Raw genomic sequence first — 21,599 nt, forward strand, 5'->3', positions numbered from 1 at the left:
AATATTTCCACCAACACTAGTATTGATATTCTTGTTAATACACAAGATGTAGTGTTGTCCTGTATTTATGCATACAAGATAGTGTGATAATCATGTTTTGGCAAGTAGCACTAAACTGAACAACATGTGGATAATTTAGTGAGTTAGTGGCGACTTTCATTCTGGCCTCAGTGATCAATTACGGTTAGCAAAAATCAACAGCAAAAGTGAAAAAAAAAAGAAAAAAAAGTGTTGCCAAGGTTGTGAGGAGATCCTCAATAATTTTGATTATATTTACAGCTAATTCGTTTATAAAACTACCACGCAAGTACTAATTTATTATTTTTTGAGGTGGCTGTTATTACAAACAATACCGTCATTTTATACGCAGTAAGTTTCATATTACCTATAAAGTAGATGACTTTGGTTTGCGCGTGTTGATTAGAGTAGGCGCAGTTATTTGGGTTAAATGACAGTAAATGGCTATATAGAGGTAGTGAATTTAAAGCAGGAAAAGAGGCGTTGAGTTATTTACCTAACAGCAAAGGTGCTGTTAGGTAAAAGGAGAATCATATTAACCGTGACATTAATCGATAAGCTGCGTGTGTAGCATATAGTTAACGTCAACATTCTCGCCTAGCTTGAACTGGTCTACTAATGGAATGTAATGCAGGCCTGTCATGTGGTGACAGAATAGACCTGATTGGTCAACCCAATGTAATAGCTCTGATGGGCGAATAAATTTCTTATGGTCATGGGTACCGTTAGGCATCATTTTTAAGACTTTCTCAGCACCAACAATCATAAACAAATACGATTTTAAATTACGATTGATTGTCGAGAAGAATACATGGCCACCTGGTTTTACAAGACGCATGCAAGCGTTAATCACAGAACCTGGATCTGGCACGTGTTCTAGCATTTCCATACAAGTGATCACATCAAAGCTGTTTGGTTGCTCTTCTGCTAACTCTTCAATTAATACTTGACGGTATTCAACTTCAGTACCAGATTCAAGCGCATGCAATTTTGCCACATTGAGGGGTTCTTTACCCATATCAACACCCAGCGCTTTTGCACCACGGCGAGCCATGCTCTCAGTTAAGATACCGCCACCGCAGCCAACATCAAGAACTCTCTTGCCAAATAAGCCGCCACAGCGCTCATCAATGTAATCTAAGCGTAATGGATTGATTTGATGTAATGGCTTGAAGTCACCAGCTGGATCCCACCAACGACTGGCCATGGCTTCAAATTTAGCGATTTCCTGTTTATCTACATTCATACAATGTCTTCTTGATACGTTAATAAGGTGAAAAGTAATAAGGTGAAACATAAAAATATGGACATAGTATATAACGAGAAAACGATTTCAGAAGTATTATTTATAGATGAGTGAATAAATAGTTAATAAAATTGTATTCAAGTGAGTTAATTTTCTTATATATTGTATTTGCTGGTAAATATTATGCTAGAATGCTTTCTCTAAAAAATATAATAGAAAGCACTTTAAAACTTAGGGGTAAAGGCTTATATGAGTAATTTAGCCACAGAAATCACACCTATCAATATTGAAGAAGAATTAAAAAATTCCTATTTAGATTACGCTATGAGCGTTATTGTTGGTCGTGCTCTTCCTGATGTTCGCGATGGTTTGAAGCCAGTTCATCGCCGCGTTTTATTCGCGATGAACGAATTGAAGAATGATTGGAACAAACCATATAAAAAATCAGCACGTGTTGTTGGTGACGTAATCGGTAAATATCACCCACACGGTGATACAGCTGTTTATGACACTATTGTACGTATGGCGCAGCCTTTCTCTTTGCGCTACATGCTTGTTGATGGTCAAGGTAACTTCGGTTCTGTTGACGGTGATTCTGCAGCCGCAATGCGTTATACCGAAATCAGAATGTCAAAAATCGCGCATGAATTACTTGCTGATTTAGACAAGGAAACGGTAGATTTCGTACCTAACTATGATGGTACTGAATTTATTCCGGAAGTGATGCCTACACGTATCCCTAACCTATTGGTTAATGGTTCGTCAGGTATTGCCGTGGGTATGGCAACGAATATCCCACCTCATAATTTAAATGAGGTTATCAATGGTTGTTTAGCATTAATTAAAAATCCAGACCTAAGTCTTGAAGAATTAATGGAATACATTCCAGGCCCAGATTTCCCAACGAACGGTATCATTAATGGTAAAGCGGGCATTGAGCAAGCTTACCGTACTGGTCGTGGTAAAATTCATATCCGAGCACGCGCCGATATTGAAACCAATGAACGTGGTCGTGAAACGATTGTTGTTCATGAATTACCGTACCAAGTAAACAAAGCACGTTTGATTGAACGTATTGCTGAGTTTGTAAAAGATAAGAAAATTGAAGGCATCAGTGCCCTACGCGATGAATCTGATAAAGATGGTATGCGTATGGTCGTTGAAGTTAAGCGTGACGCGGTGGGCGAAGTTGTATTAAACAACCTCTACGCTCAAACGCAAATGCAAGTTGTATTCGGTATCAACATGGTTGCACTGATCGACAAGCAACCAAAAATCTTTACTTTAAAAGAAATGCTAGATGCGTTCTTACGCCATCGTCGTGAAGTTGTTACACGTCGTACAGTATTTGAACTGCGTAAAGCTCGTGAACGTGCTCATATCCTTGAGTCGTTAGCGATTGCATTAGCAAATATTGATGACATCATTGCGCTAATTAAGCAATCAGCAACATCTGCAGAAGCAAAACAAGCCTTGATCAGCCGCGGCTGGCAGTTAGGTGATGTAGCTACAATGCTAGAGCGTGCTGGTGATGATGCTGCGCGTCCTGAATGGTTAGAACCTGAGTATGGTATTCGTGAAGGTTCGTATTTCTTAACAGAGATACAAGCACAAGCGATCCTAGACTTACGTTTACACAAACTAACAGGTCTAGAACACGAGAAGATTCTTAGCGAATACAAAGAACTACTCGAAGTTATTGCTGAACTATTACATATTCTTAATACGCCTTCGCGTTTACTAGAAGTTATCACTGAAGAGCTACAAGCTTCAAAAGATGCCTTTGGTGACGAACGTCGTACTGAGATTTCGGCAAGCAGCGCAGATATTAATTTAGAAGACTTAATTGAACGTGAAGATGTTGTAGTAACACTGTCTCATGAAGGTTATGTTAAGTATCAGCCTCTTACTGACTACGAAGCGCAGCGTCGTGGTGGTAAAGGTAAGTCAGCAACGAAGATGAAAGAAGAAGATTTCATTGAACGTCTGTTGGTTGCTAATACACATGATCATATTCTGTGCTTCTCAAGCCGTGGTCGCTTGTACTGGATGAAGGTATATCAATTACCATTAGCTAGTCGTCAAGCCCGTGGTAAGCCAATTGTTAACTTACTACCACTGGAAGAAGGTGAGCGTATTACTGCTATCCTACCTGTGTCTGAGTTTGAAGATAATAAGTTTGTCTTCATGGCAACGGCTAACGGTACAGTGAAGAAAACAGCACTAAGTGCATACAGCAAGCCTCGTGCTGGCGGTATCATCGCTGTGAACCTAAATGAAGGGAACGAACTAATTGGTGTTGATATCACTGATGGTACTAACGACATTATGTTGTTCTCGGATGAAGGTAAAGTAGTACGTTTCTGCGAGTTTGAAGAAACGCCTGTACTTGATGAAGACGGTAACCCGGTTCTAGATGAAAACGGTAAACCTGAAGTTAAGTTCAAAGGTGTACGTCCTATGGGTCGTACAGCGACGGGTGTTCGTGGTATCAAACTTGATGAAGGCCAAAAAGTAGTATCGCTAATCGTACCGAAGAACGATGGCGCTATCTTAACGGCAACAGAAAACGGTTACGGTAAACGTACAGAACTTGAAGAATACCCTGCGAAGAGTCGCGGTACTAAGGGTGTTGTTTCAATTAAAGTAAGTGAACGTAACGGTAAAGTTGTTGGTGCTACGCAAGTGCTTGACGGTGATGAGCTAATGCTTATTACTAATGGCGGTACGCTAGTAAGAACACGTGCTTCTGAAGTCTCTACGGTTGGTCGTAACACTCAAGGTGTTCGTTTGATCCGTACTGGTGAAGACGAGCTAGTTGTTGGTTTACAACGTATCGATGAAGTTGAAGAAGACGAGAACGCAGTTGTTGTTGATGCAGAAAATGCAGAAGCACCAACAGAAGTTCCAGCTACTCCAACTGATGCTGCAGACAGCGCAGAAGAAGCTACTGAAGAGTAATTAAGGGTAGTGCAGTAATGTACTAAACGAGAATTAACTTCATAAGGCCTGTTACTCCTAGAGTAACAGGCCTTTTTTATAAAAATCGTAATGTATCTATTGGACTTGGTGTCCCAGCTCGCTTATTACCGATCACATGGGTATACAGTTCTGTGGTTTTGATGTCAGAGTGACCTAGCAACTCCTGCACTGTTCTTATATCACTACCAGAACTGAGTAACTGCGTTGCAAATGAGTGACGGAATGTATGTGCTGTTACGCGTTTCGTTATTTTACTTGTGACTACTGCTGCTCTTAATTTTTTTGAATAGGCTGTATCATGAATGTGATGACGGCAGACATAATTATCGTGTGGGTGGATACACCTTGTGGTTGAAGGGAATAGATATTGCCAAGTATATGTATGTCATGATGACTTATATTTTTGATGCAATGATGTTGGTAAAGACGTACTTCCAAAACCGTGAGATATATCCTTTTCATGAATAGCTTTTGCGTGTTCCATCTGTTGTTTTATCATTGGAATTAATGATTCTGGTAATAGTGTATAGCGATCTTTATTCCCTTTCCCTTTGAATATAAATATAGATTTATTTATTAAATCAATATCTTTGATTCTAAGTGATAAAGCTTCATTCAGTCTGAATCCACCTCCATAGAGTAATGCTGTAATCAAATAGTACTGGCCTGACATATGTTTGAGGATTTTCTCTACTTCAGAGGGAAATAATACAGTGGGTAATCGTTTTGGTTTTTTTGTAAAGTCGTATTTTAAATCTTTAATGTCTTGTTTTAATACATGACGATACATAAAAATAATTGCACAAAGTGCGATGTTTTGCGTGGACGCACTTACTTTTCTTTTAACCGCTAAATAATTGAGGAAGCCTTCAATTTCGGTATTTCCCATCGTTTCAGGGTGTCGTTTATTGTTAAAAATAATAAATTGTTTAACCCAATAAATGTAAACCTTCTCTGTTTTATAGCTGTAATGTTTCGTTTTTATTTCTGTTCGTATAGATTTTAAGAAAGGTGATGCTGTCATATAAAATACGCTTTTCAACTGGTGTTATATGGCTCTGTTCCCTTTTAGTGTTGGCAGTTTTAGCTATACTTATAGTAACCGCAATATCATGAGGTTACCGCTATGAGTAAAGTAACTTTTGCAGCTTTTCAAGAAAGTATTGAAGACCTATCTTATGTTGAACTAAAGCGCTTAAATCATCAAATCGACTTCCTCCTATCTAAAGACGAAGTCGGCCAAGTCCTTGCCAAACATGAAAATGAAATATCAAACTGCCCTCATTGCAATGGTCACGTGCTATCTCGATGGGGAAGTACCATGCAAGGAAAACAACGTTATCGCTGTAATGCTTGCCATAAAACATTCAGCACCCTAACGGGAACAAGTCTATTTAGAATGAAAAAACCTGGCAAGTGGCTGAAATATATAGAATGTATGTGTTTATCTAATAGTTTGAGATATGCAGCTAACAAGTTAGATATCAATTTAAAAACAGCATTTAGGTGGCGACATCGTTTTCTAAAAAGCCCTTCTGAACACAAACCAACTGAATTACTTGGCATTATTGAAGCTGATGAAACTTTTGTACCCGAGAGTTTCAAAGGTTCCAAAAAAATGCTGAGAGAATCAAGAAAACGAGGCGGCGGTAATCCCCCAAAAGTTCCTATTTTACAGGCTTTAGATCGCAATGGAGCAATAAGCCATCAGGTCTTAAAACGAGATACTAAAGAAGAACTTAGCTTAGCACTAACACCACTTTTATCACCTGATTCTGTGCTATGTACCGATGGTAATTTATCTTATCAAAGCATCGTTAAAGAGCTTGGTTTCAACATCGATCATAAACGGCTTATTAGTTTGGACAATCAAAAAGTTATTGATAAAATTTATCATATTCAGACACTTAATAATTTTATGATGCGTTGGAAAACTTGGATGACACGATTTTATGGTGTTGGGACTGGCTATATGGAACATTATATTGCTTGGTTTATCTTTATGGAAAACAAAGCGTCTTGCGAAAACAAAACCTGGCTTAATGAAGCTCTTGAATAAACCAACACTAAAAGGGAACAGAGCCATAAAATAACAGCTTAATATCGTATAATTTACAGGTCAGTATGTGAATTGAGTGGATGTTTTATGCGAGTACTTTGCCCAGAGTGCGGTGATAAAAGCCGCATCCAGAAAACCAATAGAATTTCGAATAGCTATACCGATTTATATTGCAGTTGTAATAATGCGGAGTGTGGTCATTCATTTGTAATGAATCTAAGTTTTAGCCATACGCTGAGCCCATCAGCGAAAAGTTCAAGCCAGTTAGCCTTCGAGTTATTGAAAACCCTAGCCCCTACCCAACAGCAAGAACTTAAACAACAGCTTTCAATGTTGTAAGTAATAGAAAACCCTCGTTAAGAGGGTCTTTAATATTTTTATTTAAATTGCAGTGTAAAGTTAGCATCATTACTAATAACGTTTAATTTTCTATTTTCTTCATTATAATTGAATTCGGAATCGTTTGGATGAAATTTAGAATACTGAATATTAAACCCTTTTAAGCTATCTCCATCTGCGCAGACATACGTTCCATTATTAGCAAAGCAACTCCCAAAGAATTGAATGTCAATATCACCTACGTCTCTATTTTTATTGTTTACAATAATAGCCTGAAGAGTTGTTATGAGCTGTCTTCGATCTATCCTTAGATCATCAACGCATAATAATAATTCCTTTTCTGAGTCTTTCATAATTGTCTACTTATTATTTTAATTTAAAATGATGTTGCTGGCTGGGAACAAAGAGTTACCACCAATCTCAATGACGGACTTTGAACTCCCCCAATTTTGGCGTCTTTCTTTTTTATCGCTTGAGGGAGAACCAAATAAGGCTGAATTTTAGCTTTATCCAGACCAATATCGTGGGATTGTTCGGGTTTTTCGCCATCAAGGCAGTTTGTAAACTCGTGTTTAACGATTGATGCTTCACAACCTTCGACATGTCTAGCACCAAAACAGGCTACTCTTTCACTGTTAGTTTTAAGCCTTTTTTACACTCGATAAACTTCACTTGTACATAACTTACCATCAGCGATGGTTTCAGAGACGTCCATAGCCCGCTCGCTGCCAGCGAAAATACGTTCCACAAAGTACCACCAAAGAGGTGTGTACTCTAGTGTGAATAGTGTAAGTTTATGTAATAATCTATTTTGTTAACTATATGGCTGTCAAACTGCATACTTAACAATCAATGTGTTAGAGAAACTACGCTATCAACATTACAAATAGCGGCATTAGTCAGTTCATTGATAATTTCGCGATGCAGTACGCTGAACCATTGCCTTGTTCCTGTGGTAAAGTTTTCAACTAGGTACCAATGTGGTTCTAAAAGCATCGTTAAAGAGCTTGGTTTATCTTTATGGAAAACAAAGCGTCTTGCGAAAACAAAACCTGGCTTAATGAAGCTCTTGAATAAACCAACACTAAAAGGGAACAGAGCCTGTTATATACAGTTATAGCGTGTGATTATTTATATGAGGAGCAATATGAGGTTTTAACGGAGTGAAATTGGCTTTCTTTGAGCCTTGTCATATTTTTAATGTGTTGATTATTTTATTTTTATTTGTACTCGTAATTTACTTTTACGGACCCGTATAAATAATTCCATTCTGTGTATGTCAGACAAGTTAAATCGCATCAATTGTTTTGTAAGTGATTGTAACTAATGGACTATACTGTTAGTATTTTAGTTCTTTAATTAATTTAAAAAAGTGTTTTACGGAATTCTGTAAAATACACTGTTATGTTTCAGGGGAAGTATGAACGCTAGAATCATAGATATTATTTTAAGTATTAGCCTAGGCCTGTTAGTTATCTATGCCTCTCATAATTTTCTAATCGTGGACTCCTGCTTGGATATGGGCGGTGCTATTGATCAAAAAACTGGATCATGCTTTGATGAAAACTACCACGAGCTATACATGGTGGTCACACCAGCTCTTACCGCAATTTACTTTGTAATTGGCTTGCTGGTTTCATTGTTGTCCATATTTACAATAAAACGAATAAAGCGAACTAAAGGTGCTTAAACTGCAAAAACATAACAAGTCAAAGCACTCGGACTTGGCAAAGCTGTCACCTTTTTTGTTCCAAAAATCCGCCAACTTTCCCAAACCGGTGTTTGAGGCGTTAACTGTAAAAGTATGAAACTAGAACTCGTGCATTGTGAAAAGAAATCTCCAGCCTTATTTAAGCAGCACCCTGTATGGGCTGAATATTATGAGCCTGAGGACGAGAGTCGAATGGTTGAGGATGGCTTTGATCGGGAAGAGGTGCAAAGCGAACTAAAGAGAATTGAGTATTCTGATAGTTATTTGATTCCATATGTAAACTTCGAGAAGCCTTCTCCGTATGAATTTACTTTGTACAAAGCCAGGGCAACGGTGAATGGCACAATTGAAGTTTTTGCCACTTTATTTGTAATGGAAAACACTGTTAACTCGGTAACTATTTATGTCAATGAAGAGCAGTTTGTTATAAATCTGACAGATTCGGATTTCAGTGATGAAAAGGAGCTCTGTATTGCTCTTGGAGTCAAATCAATCTATCCGCTTTCTGTTCAGTCTGATATTGGTATAGAGTTCAATGAGAGGTTTGAGTCAGGGGCATAAAGCAGTTAACAAGCGGCTGCACCGGACAAATTTCCGCTGTCACCTTTTGTGCAAAAATACGCACAAAAGCCGCCATCAAAAATTTGCTCGGTGAGCCGGGCGTTAGGTTGGTGCGGTGCTCCTTCAAACTAGTATGCAGAGGAATGAATGAAAGAGTTTAAGGTAAAAAGTTGCGACGCAATTCTTAGATACCACGACCTTCCCGGTTCGGAAGTTCCAATTATTTTTATACATGGGATTGGTTGTGCATCCTCGTTTGATTACCCACAAGTAGTGTCGAGTAATTGGTTGCTTCCTCACAGGCGAATTCTTGTTGATTTACTAGGTTCGGGGTTTAGTGATAAACCGGAGCAATTTGATTACTCTATACGTAGCCACGCGACTTATCTTGAAGAATTTATTAAATACTTGGGTTTGGATAGATTTGTAATATTCGGTCACAGTATGGGTGGGGCAGTATCAGTTGTGTTGGCTGAGAAAGTTCAAGATCAGCTACAAGCACTGGTGTTGAGTGAGGCTAACCTCGATAGCGGAGGCGGATTTTTTAGCAAAAAAATTGCTAGCTATACCGAACTTGAATATAAAAACAACGGACATGACCAGATAGTGCAGGAGAGTATAAGTAATCTGAATACTCAATGGGCTGCCAGCTTGATCGTGAACTCATCGGTTGCTACGCACAGGCAAGCCTTATCGTTGATCGAAGGACAGAATCCAAGTTGGCGTGATATGTTTTACTCTCTGGACACAAACAGAACGTACATATTTGGTAGTAAATCTTTGCCTGATCCCGACTCTACAGAGTTGAATGAGCATGAGGTAACGATTAGCGTTGTTTCCGATGCTGGGCATTCGATGGCGTGGGAAAACGCAGATGGACTAGCAGAAGCGATAAAGAACGCGATACCAACAACCTAACAAACGCATCAAAAATGACGTCAAACGCTTGGCTGACGCTCATTCTTCGCTAATTATAGCCAAGCATTATCGCATTTTATGCGGGCGTTAAATGGCAAATAATGAATAAGCAAGGCTGCCCAGTTTGTGGTTTTAAAGAAATCACAGTATTAGATGATTTCAACTGTACTACTTTTGAAATTTGCGACTCTTGTGGTTGTGAGTCGGGAGTTGAGTATGATCAACACTCAACCGAAGAGCATCTTAAGAAAATTCGTTTAACTTGGGTTGCTCAAGATAAATGTAAGTGGTGGGGTGAAGATAAAGACAAATCTCAAGACTGGAACCCATATAAGCAAATGGAGCTGGCAGACATTGAGAAGCCTTAGTATCAACCAGCATTTAACAAGTTTAGGCACAACCGCACTTCGTGCTGGACCTCCGCAAGCTGTCATGTTTTTTGTTCCAAAAAACACGCCTACTTGCTACGGCCTGTGCTAAAGGCGTTAAACGATCAGGGAAGTTATGACACAAGAATTAATAAAATGTCCTTGCTGCGATAAAATGGTTCCGGCCAACGATATGGAACTATCTTATCGTATGCCTGATGCTATCGCTTGCATGAATCAGGAAGATATTGATGAGCAGTGTAAATACACCAACGATTACGTTGTGTGCAATGACGAGTACTTCTACATAAGGTGTATTATTTCTCTGCCTGTCAAAGACTCAGGAAGGGATTACGCAATAGGAGCATGGGCACAAGTGTCCTCAAATAGCTTTAATCGAATCTGGGAGCTTTGGGATGAAAGTGATCAATCGAATGAGCCGCGAATGGGTGGGTTGCTGGCAAACAACATTCATCTTAATACCAACTCTGAAGACTCCGAGGTTGAAGTGCAGCTTACTGGAGCTACCTCAAGGCCATTAATTTCAATTAAAGATCCCGAGTGCTCATTATATAAAGAACAACAGTGCGGCATTACAATACATCGTGCTAGTGAGTATTCTGACCTATGTCGCTAAACCGTTTAACAAGTGCATGTTGCATCAGCCACTTCGTGGCTTGGACAGCTTTGCTACGCGGCTTCGCCGCTCCACAAAACTGCCGCAAATGCAGGCGTTGGTATGACTCCCCACGTCAAGTAAAACGCAGAGATCCTTGCTAAAAAATATAGCCATAAATTCACTTTCATTAAATAAAGTGAATTAACGTAAGAATGAAGCAAGTATATTCGTCGGTTATCATGCTGATATTCGTGGATTACTTGCTTTCGCAAGCAGCGCCTACCTTACTTATTTCGTCGTGACACCTGTCTTCAGTCTATGTTCGTGGATCAGCTAACTTTCATTAGCTACCATCCTAACGCCGTCGGTGATTGTGCCACACCCGATGCTTGATTCTACACGCTAACTCAACAACTTTTATCATGCAGGCACTCTCGATAGCCGTAATTTTGGCTCTACGGGTGTCAGCACTATTTCACGCGATATCGCCCAGATATAGGCAATCATTTCTCGCGCTATTGCCGTGACAATCACGTTATAGTGTTTGCCTCGACGTAACATGGTTTGATATCTGCGGCACAGCCTAAGCTGTGCTTTCCATGCGATATCTACAATGGTTTTACCTAGGTCTTCCTGTCTAAGTTGCAGTTCTGTGGAGATGTTTGCGGCAAAACGATAGGTGTGTGCTCCTTCAACAAGTAAGCGTCTTGCTCGACTATTACCACATTTGGTAATAGAACCAATCTTACGGCTGCCACCGCTGCTGTGCTCACTGGGGACAAGTCCAAGATAACTCATGAGCTTTCTTGGATGGTCGAAACGGGTTAGATCCCCGAGCTCTGCTACAACACCAGTTGCTACAAGTAAGCGTACACCTCGCATCGCTTGGATCGCTTTTACCACGGGGTAATAGCGCCAGTTTTTCACATGATGCTCAAGTTCATTATCGAGCCGTTTTAATCGATTCATACGCTCAGTTATTGTTTGTATGTATTCCTGCAAAACAATCTGTTGAGCAGGGTGCGGCAAGATCAATTCGGTTAACCAGCGTAAATGTTGTTTTGACCAATTGTCTTTCACTTTTGCTGTAACATTATTTCGCAGCAGCAAGGCTTTAAGTTGATATTTACCATCTTTAAGATCTTTCATTGCAGTTTCTCTGGCACGAGATAAATCTCGTACCGCTTCATCTTCAGGCTCGGGCACGTAAATAGCGGTTAAGTCTTCTGATTTAAGCAATTTAGCGAGGTTCATTGCATCACGCTTGTCGGTTTTTATTTTATCGCCTGGTTTCTTGGGGATAAGCGAAGGCGCGATGACATAACAACAATGGCCGAGTGATGTGATCAAACGGTAGATCCAATAACCACAAGGACCGGCTTCATAAACGAAGTGTAGGGTTGCATGTGGGTATTTTGATTCGAACCGACGCACCAATTTTGTAACTGATTGTTTAGTTGATGGATTCTTACCTAGGTGAATAGGTTTGACGCCCCGCACATCTTCAATATAAGCGACCTCAATAAATGATTTGTGTGTGTCCATGCCAATAAAAACTATGTTATGTTTACTCATGCTAGTCTCCAGTTTTATATTTTTGACAAATATATTATGGCTCTGGTTTTTAAAACTAACCCACGAAGTTGGAGGCTAGCACCTTGTGGGAGTCATTATGTCTATATGGCAGGGATCACATGGAGTTAGCTTTATCTATTTTTCTTACCCCTATAATCATGGTTTTATGGAGTAAATTTTTTCCTGTAAATAAAAATTATGAATTAAATTTTTCTTCATTTGATACACTCAAAAGAAATAATCAATGGATTAATAATATTTCAGTGGTACTCCACTTTGTTGGTTTATCGTTGCCAATACCTTTTTTACAAAGCATTACAGATAATAACCCCGAGCTAGTTCCATGGGGGATTGCGCTTGTATTCGGTTCTATGGTTGTAATACCCTTTATTTTTGTTTCTATTGTTACTCTTTCTTTTGGATTTAATAGGTTCAGAGAATACTGGAGGTTTTATGAATTACATTACGGTATTGGAATTAAAGGCATTAAATTGGTATTTATACCAATAGGGTTAATTGGTTTATGTGGCTTATATAAAATCGTCAATGCCATATAACAAGCCAATAAAGCAGGACTAAAACATGTTGGCTGTCGTTCGTGCCTCACTATTTTAGCCAACAAATTTTAGCCTCTTATTGGGGCGTTGGTATGACTCCCCACGTCAAGTAAAACGCAGAGATCCTTGCTAAAAAATATAGCCATAAATTCACTTTCATTAAATAAAGTGAGTTAACGTAAGAATGAAGCAAGTATATTCGTCGGTTATCATGCTGATATTCGTGGATTACTTGCTTTCGCAAGCAGCGCCTACCTTACTACTTTTCTTGAATCAAGAGGCGTCGTGACACCTGTCTTCAGTCTATGTTCGTGGATCAGCTAACTTTCATTAGCTACCATCCTAACGCCGTCGGTGATTGTGTTACACCCGATGCTTGATTCTATACGCTAACTCAACAACTTTTATCATGCAGGTACTCTCGATAGCCTTAATTTAGGCTCTACGGGTGTCAGCACTATTTCACGCGATATCAACAATGGTTTTACCTAGGTCTTCCTGTCTAAGTTCCAGCTCTTTGAAGATGTTTGCGGCAAAGCGATAGGTGTGCGCTCCTTCAACAAGTAAGCGTCTTGCTCGACTATTACCACACTTGGTGATAGAACCGAGCTTACGACTCCCACCACTACTATGCTCGTTCTGTTATTGTTCGTCTTTATTTTTTAAAAACAATATGTGTGCATGGTTTGGCAAGATCGGTTCAGTTAACCAGCGTAATGCTGCTTCGAGATAGATCGCGTACAGCTTTATCTGCAGGCTCTGGTACGTAGTTCGCGGTTAAGTCTTCTGATTTTAGCAACTTAACGAGATTTATAGCATCACGTTTGTCGGTTTTGATTTTATAACCGATTGTTTAGTAAGTGTAATTTTACCAAGGTGAATTTATTTGACGCCCCGCACATCTTCAATATAAGCGAGCTTAAAAAATGATTTGTGTGTGTCCATGCCAATAAAAACCATGTTAACATATTGTAATAAGTGTGTTGTGACTCTGGTTTCAAAAACTAACCCACGATATTGGAGGCTAGTACCTAGTGGGGAGTCATTATGTCTATGAGTAATCAATAAGGAATGATATGACTAAAGAAAAAGAAGATTTTCAGAAATTATGTGATAGTTCTATAGAGTTATTCAATGCCGGAGATTATGAAGGCGTAGCTAATCTGTATAAAAAAGAAACACAATTTTTAGCGCCTAATTTCAGTAGAATTACTACTCGAGAAGGTGTAAGTAACTTCTGGAAAAATACGTTTAATGCTGGCTATCGGTTTCAGAAAGTAGAAACGATAGAGGTACGGGTAGGTGGAGAGCTAGCGTATTGGCTGTTTAACTGGGTGATGACAAACCCAGATAAAAACGGAAAAACGATCACTCAAACTGGAAAAAATATATTGGTCTGGGAAAACGTTGGGTCAGAATGGCTAATTTGTTTAGATAGCTGGAATTCCCCAGCTTAAAACTCATAACAAGGGCCAGTAATCTGACCTCCGCAAACTGTCTTGTTTTTTGTGAAGGGGGGAAAAATCAAGCCACCTTGTTCCGGCAGTTGTGGCGGGCGTTAACAGGTTAGGAAGATGGAACTAAAACTACAACTACAACTACAACAATTAATCAAGTCGGTTCCTGAGTTGATGGAAACAGCTGAGGCGTGCAGGGATGTTGGTTTACCTAATTTCTACATTGCTGGCGGAGCGATAACTCAATTAATTTGGAACAGCTTGGGTGAAAAAGAGTTGCTCGATAAAGTTAAAGATTTTGACATTGTTTATTTTGATGAGAGCAATGCTGTTTCAGAAGAGTTGTTCGAACTAAGCATTACTAAACGTATACGGCATAGCGTTGAAGTGGATCTTAAGAATCAAGCGACAATGCATGAGCGTTACCTCCAAAGGTTTGGTTGTTCAATCGCAGCATATGTTAGTGTGGAGCAAGGTATTGAGTCTTGGTTACCTGCGTTTGCTATAGGCTTTACTCTCGATTCTTATGGAGACCTAGCTATCTATGCTCCTTATGGTTTAGAAGATGCTTTCGATATGTTAGTTAAACCTAATAAGCGAGCAATGACAGAGGCCTGCTACAACAAAATGACCACTGGCTATAAGGCTCGCTGGCCGAAAGTAAAGGTGTACCCATGGGGTTAACCAGCTAACAAGTGCCAACATTTGACCTGCGGTACATGAGGCTGGCGTTAACTTTCTATAAGTATGAAAATCACACTATTTCTATTGCTACTCACTTATGCCTTATTCACATACGGAGAAGAAGCATTGGATTAGCCATATTTGGTTGGTTAGTATTTACGGTTATCATGCTGATATTCGTGGATCAGCTAACTTTCATTAGCTACCATCCTAACGCCGTCGGTGATTGTGCCACACCCGATGCTTGATTCTATACGCTAACTTAACAACTTTTATCATGCAGGCACTCTCGATAGCCGTAATTTTGGCTCTACGGGTGTCAGCACTATTTCACGCGATATCAACGATAGTTTTACCTAGGTCTTCCTGTCTAAGTTGCAGCTCTTTGGAGATGTTTGCGGCGAAGCGATAGGTGTGCGATCCTTCAACAAGTAAGCGCCTTGCTCGACTATTACCACACTTGGTAATAGAACCAATCTTACGGCTACCACCGCTGCTGTGCTCACTGGGGATAAGTCCAAGATAACTCATTAGCTTTCTTGGATGGTCGAAACGGGTTAGATCCCCGAGTAACACCAGTTGCTACAAGTAAGCGTACACCTCGCATCGCTTGGATCGCTTTTACCATGGGGTAATAGCGCCAGTTTTTAACATGATGCTCAAGTTCATTATCGAGCCGTTTTAATCGATTTATACGCTCGGTTATTGTTTGTATTCCTGCAAAACTATCTGTTGAGCAGGGGGCGGTAAGATCAATTCGGATAACCAGCGTAAATGTTGCTTCGACCAATTGTCCTTCACTTTTGCTGTAACATTATTTCGTAGTAACAACGCTTTAAGTTGATATTTACCGTCTTTAAGATCTTTCATTGCTGTTTCTCTGGCGCGAGATAAATCACGTACAGCTTCATCTTCTGGCTCAGGTACGTAAATCGCCGTTAAATCTTCAGATTTTAGCAATTTAGCTAAATTCATGGCATCGCGTTTGTCTGTTTTAATTTTATCACCAGGTTTTTTCGGAATTAATGATGGTGCGATGACATAACAACAATGCTCAAGTGAAGTGAGCAATCTATAGATCCAATAACCACAGGGGCAGCTTCATAAACGAAGTGTAATGTGGCTTGTGGGCATTTAGACTCAAACTGACGGGCCAGTTTAGTAACCGCTTGTTTAGCCGATGGACTTTTGCCTAGATGAATCGGTTTGACGCCACGCACATCTTCGATATAAGCGACCTCAATAACTGATTTGTGCGTGTCCATGCCAATAAAAACTATGTTATGTTTACTCATGCTAGTCTCCAGTTTTATATTTTTGACAAATATATTATGGCTCTGGTTTTTAAAACTAACCCACGAAGTTGGAGGCTAGCACCTTGTGGGAGTCATTATGTCTAGCTTACAAGGATAAGGTTTGGCACTTTCAGATAAACAATTAGGCGTATTCAAAGGTATGGCTTTTGCCATGACCGTCTCTGTACTTACTATCATTCTCGCTACCTATTTAGACCCTTTTTCATATACGCTGATCGTGAATGCACAAGGTAGAATTGAGATTCTTGGGCTATCAGTCATTCTACCTACTCTGTGTTTAGTTGCTTCTATTGGCCGCTTGGCTAAGTTTCGTTTTTTTAGCCCTGACGATATTGACGGTAGTGCTTTAACTAAAGGTAGTGAAAATGCATCATTACTACAAAGCTTGCTTCAAAACACAGTAGAGCAGTTGGTTATTGCAATTTCTGTATATACCGCATGGTGTTTTTTAATGCCCGTTTCTTGGCTATCAGCTATACCTCTTTGTTCAGTTCTTTTTGCTTTGGGTCGTATTTTATTCTTTAAAGGCTACAAAAGTGGAGCTGCATCTAGAGCCTTTGGTTTTGCACTAACATTTTATTCAACCGTTGTGTTACTTCTGGTTTTGATTATTTATCAGGTATGTGTAGTTGTAAGCTAACAAGAACATTAAACGGAAAATTTACAGTTGGCTGTTTTTCGTACCTCAAAATTTTAGCCAACTATAATTTTCCGCTTATGTAAGCGTTATGCTTTGTTCGAACATGGAGTATAAATATGAAGCAAGATTTTTCTAAATTGGCGACAACCGAGTACGGAAACATACTAACTAATGACCACTTTATTGATTACAACATCGGCCCTCTTTGGCAGGGTATGCCGCGAATCTGCGGAGAGGCATTCACGGTTCAATTAGCTTCAGGTGATAATTTAATGCTTCATTCTGCAATATACGAAGCACCTGAAGGCTCCATAATCGTTGTGGACGGCGTTGATAGCGAGTATGCAGTCGCGGGCGGTAACGTATGCGCAGTCGCTAATAATCGAGGGATAAAAGGCTTCATTATTGATGGTGTAATTCGGGACTTGGGTGAAATTTCAGATATGAAATTTCCAGTTTTTGCGAAAGGTGTTTACCCTGTACCAGGTAAGAAGAAGGTCTATACTGAGTTGTGTGTTTCAATTACTTGTGGGGGAGCAAAGGTTTCTACGGGAGACGTAATTGTTGCAGATGAAGAGGGTATTGTGGTTATCCCTAAAGCAAGAAGAGAGGAAGTATTTTTATTAGCCTCAAAGAAAGCATGTGAAGAAGCTTCATTAACGCTATCTGAGTGGGAAGCGAACCATAGAGCTAAAATAGTTCAAGCAATAAGTTCTGCGAAACAAAAAGCCTAACATATAAGAATAGGTGTCGCGCAGCCGACACCTTATTCGAGTGTTCACCATAAGTTTAATATCTCCAACTGTAATGTTAATGCCACTATTCCTATTATGTTCACCTTTCGGCTAGGTCGTTCGTGTAATGCCAACACACCTCATTTCATGCTGACAGCAAGGACAAATCCTGATGGCTTTCGCAGTGAACGTTGCGACGAGTTCATGTATTTTCCAACTGAACAGATGTAGCAATATAGTTTTAATGCGTACTCTCAGCCGTTTGGCATTACCGTGTAAAAAACCGTAATCGCGCACCCGCTGTAACCCTTTCGGCAACACATGCTGCAAGATAAGCCAGAGGAATTGCAATGTCGGTAAGGCTCTGGTTTTAGTTGCTTGAGTTTGTCCGTCTTTATATCTGAAGGTAACGGTATTATTGGATGTGTCAGTGTTCGCTAGCGATAAATCAGCGTGCTGATTGATTGTATCAATCATTCTCGCTCGTCATGATGAATGCGCAGTAAACCAATGAAGGTACTCATTTTAAACTCCAATCTAGCGCTAACTTGTCAGCGAGTTGATTGATGGCAACGGCCGCATCCTTTTGTTTGAGTTGGGTTAATTGAGTGTATCTCGCTGTAGTGTTTAGCGAGGCATGACCGAGTAAGACTTGCAGTGAGCGTAAATCTAGTCCGCCTTCGAGTAAGTGAGTAGCAAAGCAATGACGTAGCGAATGCGGGCTAACGAGTTTGTTGATATGACAATCACGCAGAACTTGCTTGATGGCTTTTTGAATGCCGCCTTTATCCATCGGCGAGTTCATACCATTACCCAAGCCAGGGAAAATCAGTCGCGCATGATGATGCGTTTGCCAATGACTGCGCAGTGCGAGTAAAGTTCGTTTAGGTAATGGCACCAACCTGTCTTTGCCACCTTTAGCTTCACGGATATGGACTTGCATAGTCTGGCTATCAATATCATGAACGGTAAGGTTTAAGCCCTCACTTAATCGCAATCCAATGCTGTAAAGCGTGAGAAAGAATACTTGGTAGCGCTGCTTCCTAGTCCCATTGCTTATCAAGCGTGTAGCGGTAGAAAAACTGTAAACCGTTACGGTCTAATTTAACGGTACTCCAAGAAGTGGGCCTGGCAGGCTATTGAAATAAACTTTTAAATCAGCAGTAGTTAATGTGTCTGGGGACTTATCAAAATAAGCCGAAATGCGTCGAACCGCACGAGAATAGCCATCAATGGTTGCTGGCCGTTTACCTTGTAGCCTTAAATTGGTAAGGTGTTGTTCATAAAGATAATTAAATCGTTGCTGTTATTAGTATGAACGCAGGCTTGTTTACTCTGCCGCGCAGCGGCTTCGTTCAACAAGGTGCTCAAACTTATCTCCAACACATGGCATTTTTGTTTTGCAAAGTGTAGAAATGTGTTGGAGCCAGCTTAGCGCTGCGTTATGCGAATTTAAGGAATAGATTTGATAAATAGATATTCATGCAAAGGTTTTATATTTGATGTAGATGCAACACTTGTAAACACCACTCTTGTTATAAACAATATTTGGAAAAAGTGGGCCGGGCAAAACGGAATCGATTTTTCAATTGTATATCCACACGTGCACGGTAGAAAAATTAGTGAAACACTCGAGTTAGTTGGTTCGCAATACGCAAATGCTGATGAAGAAAATGTAGTAAAAAAAATTGCAATCGAAGCTATGGAATCAGCTACTGAAATTGATGGAGCATTAAGTTTCGTAGAAAATATACCTAAGTGCTCGTGGGCAATAGCAACGAGTGGACCAAGAAAAGTTGCTGAGACAAGTTTACTTGCATCTGGTTTTAAATTACCTATGAATATGGTGTGTGCCGAAGATGTAATTTTTGGTAAACCACACCCAGAACCATTTGCACTTGCTGCTAAGAATTTAGGTTTAAAAGCGGTGAGTTGTGTTGCTTTTGAAGATTCGCCTGCTGGAGTAAAATCAGCTAAAGAAGCTGGGTGCTTTACCGTCGCTATCTTAACTAGCCATAAAGAATCTGAATTAGTTTTAGCTGATTTAATCGTTGACGGCTTTTCAGATCTAGCAATTGAAAACAAAAATGGTTCGTATGAACTATGCTGGTAAAACATAGGGTGCAATTTAACTTGATTTAAAACAGTAGGTTAGGCTTGTCTTCTTCCCGTTTTTCTGAGCGTGATTGTAAACTCACTAGAATGTGCAAAGGACGCAGACCTATTAGCAAAGCGTTAGAAAGCAGGGTGTATATGGATAGGGTAATCACATTAATTGAAAAAGATGAATTGAGGGTTAAAGCTCTTGATTGTGTTCAGCAACTTGATTTACCTTATTGTTATCTAGCGGCTGGTTTTGTCCGAAATTTGGTGTGGGACCACTTGCACCAAAAATCAACATCAACGCCTTTGAATGACGCTGACGTTATCTATTTCGATGAAACTGAATCTAACTCTGAAAACTACAAATTCATAGAATCTCAGCTTTCTGTGCTGATGCCAGAGTTAAACTGGGAAGTGCGTAATCAAGCTATTATGCATAAACGACATGGCGATAAACCGTATTTAAGTATCATTGACGCGATGAGTTATTGGCCAGAAAAGGAAACAGCTGTTGCTATACGAAAGTTAGATAATGGTTACTATGAATGTATTTCTACTTTTGGTTTCGAATCGTTGTTTAATCTACACGTTACGCGTAATCCTAAGCGTTCTTTGGAAACCTTCAGTGAACGTGTGACGTCAAAAGGTTGGTTGGCTCATTGGTCTAATTTGAGAACTGTTTTATGCGATTAGACTGTGGTTCGTATTATATAACAAGTAAAAAGGAGACCAATACGTGAAAAAAACGCTAATTGTTTCGTTTTCAGCACTCATATTTTTACTCACTTTTATATATGTAATTACGCCGAGCTCAACACTATTTCGATACATGATTAGTTCTGAACGGAGTGTTGCTGGTCTTGAACTAGAACGCATAAAAGTTGATGAGTTAGAAATTGAATATCTTCGTGGTGGAAGTGGTCCCCCATTAGTTTTGCTCCATGGCTTTGGCGCTGACAAGGATAACTGGAATAGAATCTCTGGATATCTTGTCGAACACTTTGATGTTATTGCGATTGACCTGCCGGGTTTTGGGAATAGTACAAGAGATATTGAACTAGATTATGACGTGTTCTCACAAGTCGCACGGTTGAAACAGATAACTGATGCTCTTAATCTCGTTGAATTTAATCTAGCTGGCAGCTCTATGGGCGGATATATTGCGGGAAATTTTGCAGCTCAATACCCTCGTAAAGTTAAAAAATTATGGCTTATTAGCCCATTTGGTGTTGCGAGTTCAGAAACAAGTGAAATGTTTACAGCCACCCAAAAAGGTCTAAACCCCGTTGTTTTACCACGAACAGAGACAGAGTTTTTGGAATTGTTCGATTTTTTGTTTGTTAACCCTCCCTTTATTCCCTCTGTTGTTATACAACATCTAGCATTAAAATCTGAAGAAAGGGTCAAAATTAACACGAAAATTTTTGACCAAATACATAGAATGAATCAGGGGAAACCACAACCAGACTCTCCACTTGATCGTGTTTTAAAAAACTACAATGGTTCTGTCTTAATATCATGGGGCGAAAAAGACCGAGTGTTACATGTCTCAGGAGCAGCGGTTTTAAAGCAAATTATACCTAATGCAAAAATTGAAATAATACAAAATGTTGGTCATTTGCCAATGGTGGAAACCCCTTTAGCAATCGCAGAATCGTTTCTATCGTTTGCTGCAGCGCCTTAAACCGCATAACAAATTATCCGCAACGCGT

22 protein-coding genes and 3 pseudogenes are annotated in these 21,599 nt (G+C 39.7%); 16 read left to right on the top strand and 9 right to left on the bottom strand.

What is annotated here, in order from left to right:
* Nucleotides 1-565: 565 nt before the first annotated feature.
* Nucleotides 566-1,264: a bifunctional 2-polyprenyl-6-hydroxyphenol methylase/3-demethylubiquinol 3-O-methyltransferase UbiG gene (ubiG, locus tag HWV01_RS09010; RefSeq protein WP_211675059.1), complete on the bottom strand. Its 699-nt coding sequence runs from the start codon at nucleotides 1,262-1,264 to the stop codon at nucleotides 566-568.
* 249 nt (nucleotides 1,265-1,513) lie between these two features.
* On the opposite strand from ubiG, the gene gyrA reads away from it, so the two are divergent.
* Nucleotides 1,514-4,225 carry a DNA topoisomerase (ATP-hydrolyzing) subunit A gene (gene gyrA, locus HWV01_RS09015; RefSeq protein ID WP_211675060.1) on the top strand — a complete coding sequence of 904 codons (2,712 nt, stop codon included), beginning with the start codon at nucleotides 1,514-1,516 and terminating at the stop codon, nucleotides 4,223-4,225.
* 76 nt (nucleotides 4,226-4,301) lie between these two features.
* Here gyrA and HWV01_RS09020 read toward each other — a convergent pair.
* Nucleotides 4,302-5,270, bottom strand: a pseudogene (locus HWV01_RS09020) (integron integrase).
* A 102-nt stretch (nucleotides 5,271-5,372) separates the two neighbouring features.
* On the opposite strand from HWV01_RS09020, the gene HWV01_RS09025 reads away from it, so the two are divergent.
* Both HWV01_RS09025 and HWV01_RS09030 read left to right on the top strand, forming a co-directional pair.
* Nucleotides 5,373-6,305: an IS1595 family transposase gene (locus HWV01_RS09025; protein ID WP_211675061.1), complete on the top strand. Its 933-nt coding sequence runs from the start codon at nucleotides 5,373-5,375 to the stop codon at nucleotides 6,303-6,305.
* Nucleotides 6,306-6,392: 87 nt separating this feature from the next.
* Nucleotides 6,393-6,644: an ogr/Delta-like zinc finger family protein gene (locus tag HWV01_RS09030; RefSeq protein WP_211675062.1), complete on the top strand. Its 252-nt coding sequence runs from the start codon at nucleotides 6,393-6,395 to the stop codon at nucleotides 6,642-6,644.
* Nucleotides 6,645-6,682: 38 nt separating this feature from the next.
* Here HWV01_RS09030 and HWV01_RS09035 read toward each other — a convergent pair whose 3' ends face one another.
* Nucleotides 6,683-6,997 carry a hypothetical protein gene (locus HWV01_RS09035; RefSeq protein ID WP_211675063.1) on the bottom strand — a complete coding sequence of 105 codons (315 nt, stop codon included), beginning with the start codon at nucleotides 6,995-6,997 and terminating at the stop codon, nucleotides 6,683-6,685.
* A gap of 1,067 nt (nucleotides 6,998-8,064) precedes the next feature.
* Here HWV01_RS09035 and HWV01_RS09040 point away from each other — a divergent pair.
* The 5 genes from HWV01_RS09040 (at nucleotide 8,065) to HWV01_RS09060 (ending at nucleotide 10,839) form a co-directional block, all read left to right on the top strand.
* On the top strand, nucleotides 8,065-8,334 hold the full coding sequence (locus HWV01_RS09040) for a hypothetical protein (RefSeq protein ID WP_045110775.1): 270 nt from the start codon (nucleotides 8,065-8,067) through the stop codon (nucleotides 8,332-8,334).
* 114 nt (nucleotides 8,335-8,448) lie between these two features.
* Nucleotides 8,449-8,916 (top strand): hypothetical protein, encoded by a 468-nt coding sequence (locus HWV01_RS09045; protein WP_211675064.1) that lies wholly within the window; start codon nucleotides 8,449-8,451, stop codon nucleotides 8,914-8,916.
* Nucleotides 8,917-9,063: 147 nt separating this feature from the next.
* Nucleotides 9,064-9,834 carry an alpha/beta fold hydrolase gene (locus HWV01_RS09050; RefSeq protein ID WP_211675065.1) on the top strand — a complete coding sequence of 257 codons (771 nt, stop codon included), beginning with the start codon at nucleotides 9,064-9,066 and terminating at the stop codon, nucleotides 9,832-9,834.
* Nucleotides 9,835-9,935: 101 nt separating this feature from the next.
* Nucleotides 9,936-10,202 carry a hypothetical protein gene (locus HWV01_RS09055; protein WP_211675066.1) on the top strand — a complete coding sequence of 89 codons (267 nt, stop codon included), beginning with the start codon at nucleotides 9,936-9,938 and terminating at the stop codon, nucleotides 10,200-10,202.
* 136 nt (nucleotides 10,203-10,338) lie between these two features.
* Nucleotides 10,339-10,839 carry a DUF2199 domain-containing protein gene (locus tag HWV01_RS09060; RefSeq protein ID WP_211675067.1) on the top strand — a complete coding sequence of 167 codons (501 nt, stop codon included), beginning with the start codon at nucleotides 10,339-10,341 and terminating at the stop codon, nucleotides 10,837-10,839.
* Nucleotides 10,840-11,241: 402 nt separating this feature from the next.
* Here the strand turns inward: HWV01_RS09060 and HWV01_RS09065 are convergent, their stop codons facing one another.
* On the bottom strand, nucleotides 11,242-12,396 hold the full coding sequence (locus tag HWV01_RS09065; RefSeq protein WP_211675068.1) for an IS110 family transposase: 1,155 nt from the start codon (nucleotides 12,394-12,396) through the stop codon (nucleotides 11,242-11,244).
* 119 nt (nucleotides 12,397-12,515) lie between these two features.
* Here HWV01_RS09065 and HWV01_RS09070 point away from each other — a divergent pair, with 119 nt between their 5' ends.
* Complete coding sequence (locus tag HWV01_RS09070) at nucleotides 12,516-12,953, top strand: hypothetical protein (RefSeq protein ID WP_211675069.1); 438 nt, start codon at nucleotides 12,516-12,518, stop codon at nucleotides 12,951-12,953.
* Nucleotides 12,954-13,360: 407 nt separating this feature from the next.
* On the opposite strand, the pseudogene HWV01_RS09075 reads toward HWV01_RS09070, so the two are convergent.
* Nucleotides 13,361-13,913, bottom strand: a pseudogene (locus HWV01_RS09075) (transposase).
* Nucleotides 13,914-14,029: 116 nt separating this feature from the next.
* Between HWV01_RS09075 and HWV01_RS09080 the strand changes: the two are divergent.
* Both HWV01_RS09080 and HWV01_RS09085 read left to right on the top strand, forming a co-directional pair.
* Nucleotides 14,030-14,410 (top strand): DUF4440 domain-containing protein, encoded by a 381-nt coding sequence (locus HWV01_RS09080; protein WP_211675070.1) that lies wholly within the window; start codon nucleotides 14,030-14,032, stop codon nucleotides 14,408-14,410.
* Nucleotides 14,411-14,527: 117 nt separating this feature from the next.
* Nucleotides 14,528-15,094: a nucleotidyltransferase family protein gene (locus HWV01_RS09085; protein ID WP_211675071.1), complete on the top strand. Its 567-nt coding sequence runs from the start codon at nucleotides 14,528-14,530 to the stop codon at nucleotides 15,092-15,094.
* A 275-nt stretch (nucleotides 15,095-15,369) separates the two neighbouring features.
* Here the strand turns inward: HWV01_RS09085 and HWV01_RS09090 are convergent.
* Nucleotides 15,370-16,389: pseudogene (locus tag HWV01_RS09090) on the bottom strand (IS110 family transposase).
* A 121-nt stretch (nucleotides 16,390-16,510) separates the two neighbouring features.
* On the opposite strand from HWV01_RS09090, the gene HWV01_RS09095 reads away from it, so the two are divergent.
* Both HWV01_RS09095 and HWV01_RS09100 read left to right on the top strand, forming a co-directional pair.
* Nucleotides 16,511-17,050: an MAPEG family protein gene (locus tag HWV01_RS09095; protein WP_211675072.1), complete on the top strand. Its 540-nt coding sequence runs from the start codon at nucleotides 16,511-16,513 to the stop codon at nucleotides 17,048-17,050.
* A gap of 116 nt (nucleotides 17,051-17,166) precedes the next feature.
* Entirely contained in the window at nucleotides 17,167-17,784 is a 618-nt protein-coding gene (locus HWV01_RS09100) for an RraA family protein (protein WP_211675073.1), read from the top strand.
* A 111-nt stretch (nucleotides 17,785-17,895) separates the two neighbouring features.
* On the opposite strand, the gene HWV01_RS09105 is transcribed toward HWV01_RS09100, so the two are convergent.
* From HWV01_RS09105 to HWV01_RS22365, 3 genes are read right to left on the bottom strand one after another with little or no spacing between them, the layout of a single operon-like run.
* Nucleotides 17,896-18,261, bottom strand: coding sequence for a transposase (locus tag HWV01_RS09105; protein ID WP_249185494.1), 366 nt, complete (start codon nucleotides 18,259-18,261; stop codon nucleotides 17,896-17,898).
* A 43-nt stretch (nucleotides 18,262-18,304) separates the two neighbouring features.
* Complete coding sequence (locus HWV01_RS09110; protein WP_371816352.1) at nucleotides 18,305-18,847, bottom strand: tyrosine-type recombinase/integrase; 543 nt, start codon at nucleotides 18,845-18,847, stop codon at nucleotides 18,305-18,307.
* Nucleotides 18,848-18,883: 36 nt separating this feature from the next.
* Nucleotides 18,884-19,018 (bottom strand): hypothetical protein, encoded by a 135-nt coding sequence (locus HWV01_RS22365; protein WP_249185543.1) that lies wholly within the window; start codon nucleotides 19,016-19,018, stop codon nucleotides 18,884-18,886.
* 231 nt (nucleotides 19,019-19,249) lie between these two features.
* On the opposite strand from HWV01_RS22365, the gene HWV01_RS09120 reads away from it, so the two are divergent.
* From HWV01_RS09120 to HWV01_RS09130, 3 genes are all read left to right on the top strand, one after another.
* On the top strand, nucleotides 19,250-19,897 hold the full coding sequence (locus HWV01_RS09120) for an HAD-IA family hydrolase (protein WP_249185496.1): 648 nt from the start codon (nucleotides 19,250-19,252) through the stop codon (nucleotides 19,895-19,897).
* 140 nt (nucleotides 19,898-20,037) lie between these two features.
* Nucleotides 20,038-20,580, top strand: a complete 543-nt coding sequence (locus HWV01_RS09125) for a nucleotidyltransferase family protein (RefSeq protein WP_211675074.1) — start codon at nucleotides 20,038-20,040, stop codon at nucleotides 20,578-20,580.
* 43 nt (nucleotides 20,581-20,623) lie between these two features.
* The gene (locus HWV01_RS09130; RefSeq protein ID WP_249185497.1) at nucleotides 20,624-21,571 is read left to right on the top strand and encodes an alpha/beta fold hydrolase; all 948 of its coding nucleotides are present in this window, start codon (nucleotides 20,624-20,626) and stop codon (nucleotides 21,569-21,571) included.
* Nucleotides 21,572-21,599: the final 28 nt, after the last annotated feature.

Source organism: Moritella sp. 5 (genome assembly GCF_018219455.1).
In the GTDB taxonomy this organism is placed as follows: Bacteria; Pseudomonadota; Gammaproteobacteria; order Enterobacterales; family Moritellaceae; genus Moritella.

What these genes read in the sequence shown, in the direction of transcription:
- HWV01_RS09040 (WP_045110775.1), top strand. Translation starts at nt 8,065, where the DNA reads ATGAACGCTAGAATCATAGATATTATTTTAAGTATTAGCCTAGGCCTG.
- HWV01_RS09025 (WP_211675061.1), top strand. Translation starts at nt 5,373, where the DNA reads ATGAGTAAAGTAACTTTTGCAGCTTTTCAAGAAAGTATTGAAGACCTA.
- ubiG (WP_211675059.1), bottom strand. Translation starts at nt 1,264, where the DNA reads ATGAATGTAGATAAACAGGAAATCGCTAAATTTGAAGCCATGGCCAGT.
- HWV01_RS09050 (WP_211675065.1), top strand. Translation starts at nt 9,064, where the DNA reads ATGAAAGAGTTTAAGGTAAAAAGTTGCGACGCAATTCTTAGATACCAC.
- HWV01_RS09030 (WP_211675062.1), top strand. Translation starts at nt 6,393, where the DNA reads ATGCGAGTACTTTGCCCAGAGTGCGGTGATAAAAGCCGCATCCAGAAA.
- HWV01_RS09080 (WP_211675070.1), top strand. Translation starts at nt 14,030, where the DNA reads ATGACTAAAGAAAAAGAAGATTTTCAGAAATTATGTGATAGTTCTATA.
- HWV01_RS09055 (WP_211675066.1), top strand. Translation starts at nt 9,936, where the DNA reads ATGAATAAGCAAGGCTGCCCAGTTTGTGGTTTTAAAGAAATCACAGTA.
- HWV01_RS09100 (WP_211675073.1), top strand. Translation starts at nt 17,167, where the DNA reads ATGAAGCAAGATTTTTCTAAATTGGCGACAACCGAGTACGGAAACATA.
- HWV01_RS09070 (WP_211675069.1), top strand. Translation starts at nt 12,516, where the DNA reads ATGGAGTTAGCTTTATCTATTTTTCTTACCCCTATAATCATGGTTTTA.
- HWV01_RS09065 (WP_211675068.1), bottom strand. Translation starts at nt 12,396, where the DNA reads ATGAGTAAACATAACATAGTTTTTATTGGCATGGACACACACAAATCA.
- HWV01_RS09085 (WP_211675071.1), top strand. Translation starts at nt 14,528, where the DNA reads ATGGAACTAAAACTACAACTACAACTACAACAATTAATCAAGTCGGTT.
- HWV01_RS09125 (WP_211675074.1), top strand. Translation starts at nt 20,038, where the DNA reads ATGGATAGGGTAATCACATTAATTGAAAAAGATGAATTGAGGGTTAAA.
- HWV01_RS09105 (WP_249185494.1), bottom strand. Translation starts at nt 18,261, where the DNA reads ATGATTGATACAATCAATCAGCACGCTGATTTATCGCTAGCGAACACT.
- HWV01_RS09035 (WP_211675063.1), bottom strand. Translation starts at nt 6,997, where the DNA reads ATGAAAGACTCAGAAAAGGAATTATTATTATGCGTTGATGATCTAAGG.
- HWV01_RS09045 (WP_211675064.1), top strand. Translation starts at nt 8,449, where the DNA reads ATGAAACTAGAACTCGTGCATTGTGAAAAGAAATCTCCAGCCTTATTT.
- gyrA (WP_211675060.1), top strand. Translation starts at nt 1,514, where the DNA reads ATGAGTAATTTAGCCACAGAAATCACACCTATCAATATTGAAGAAGAA.
- HWV01_RS09060 (WP_211675067.1), top strand. Translation starts at nt 10,339, where the DNA reads ATGACACAAGAATTAATAAAATGTCCTTGCTGCGATAAAATGGTTCCG.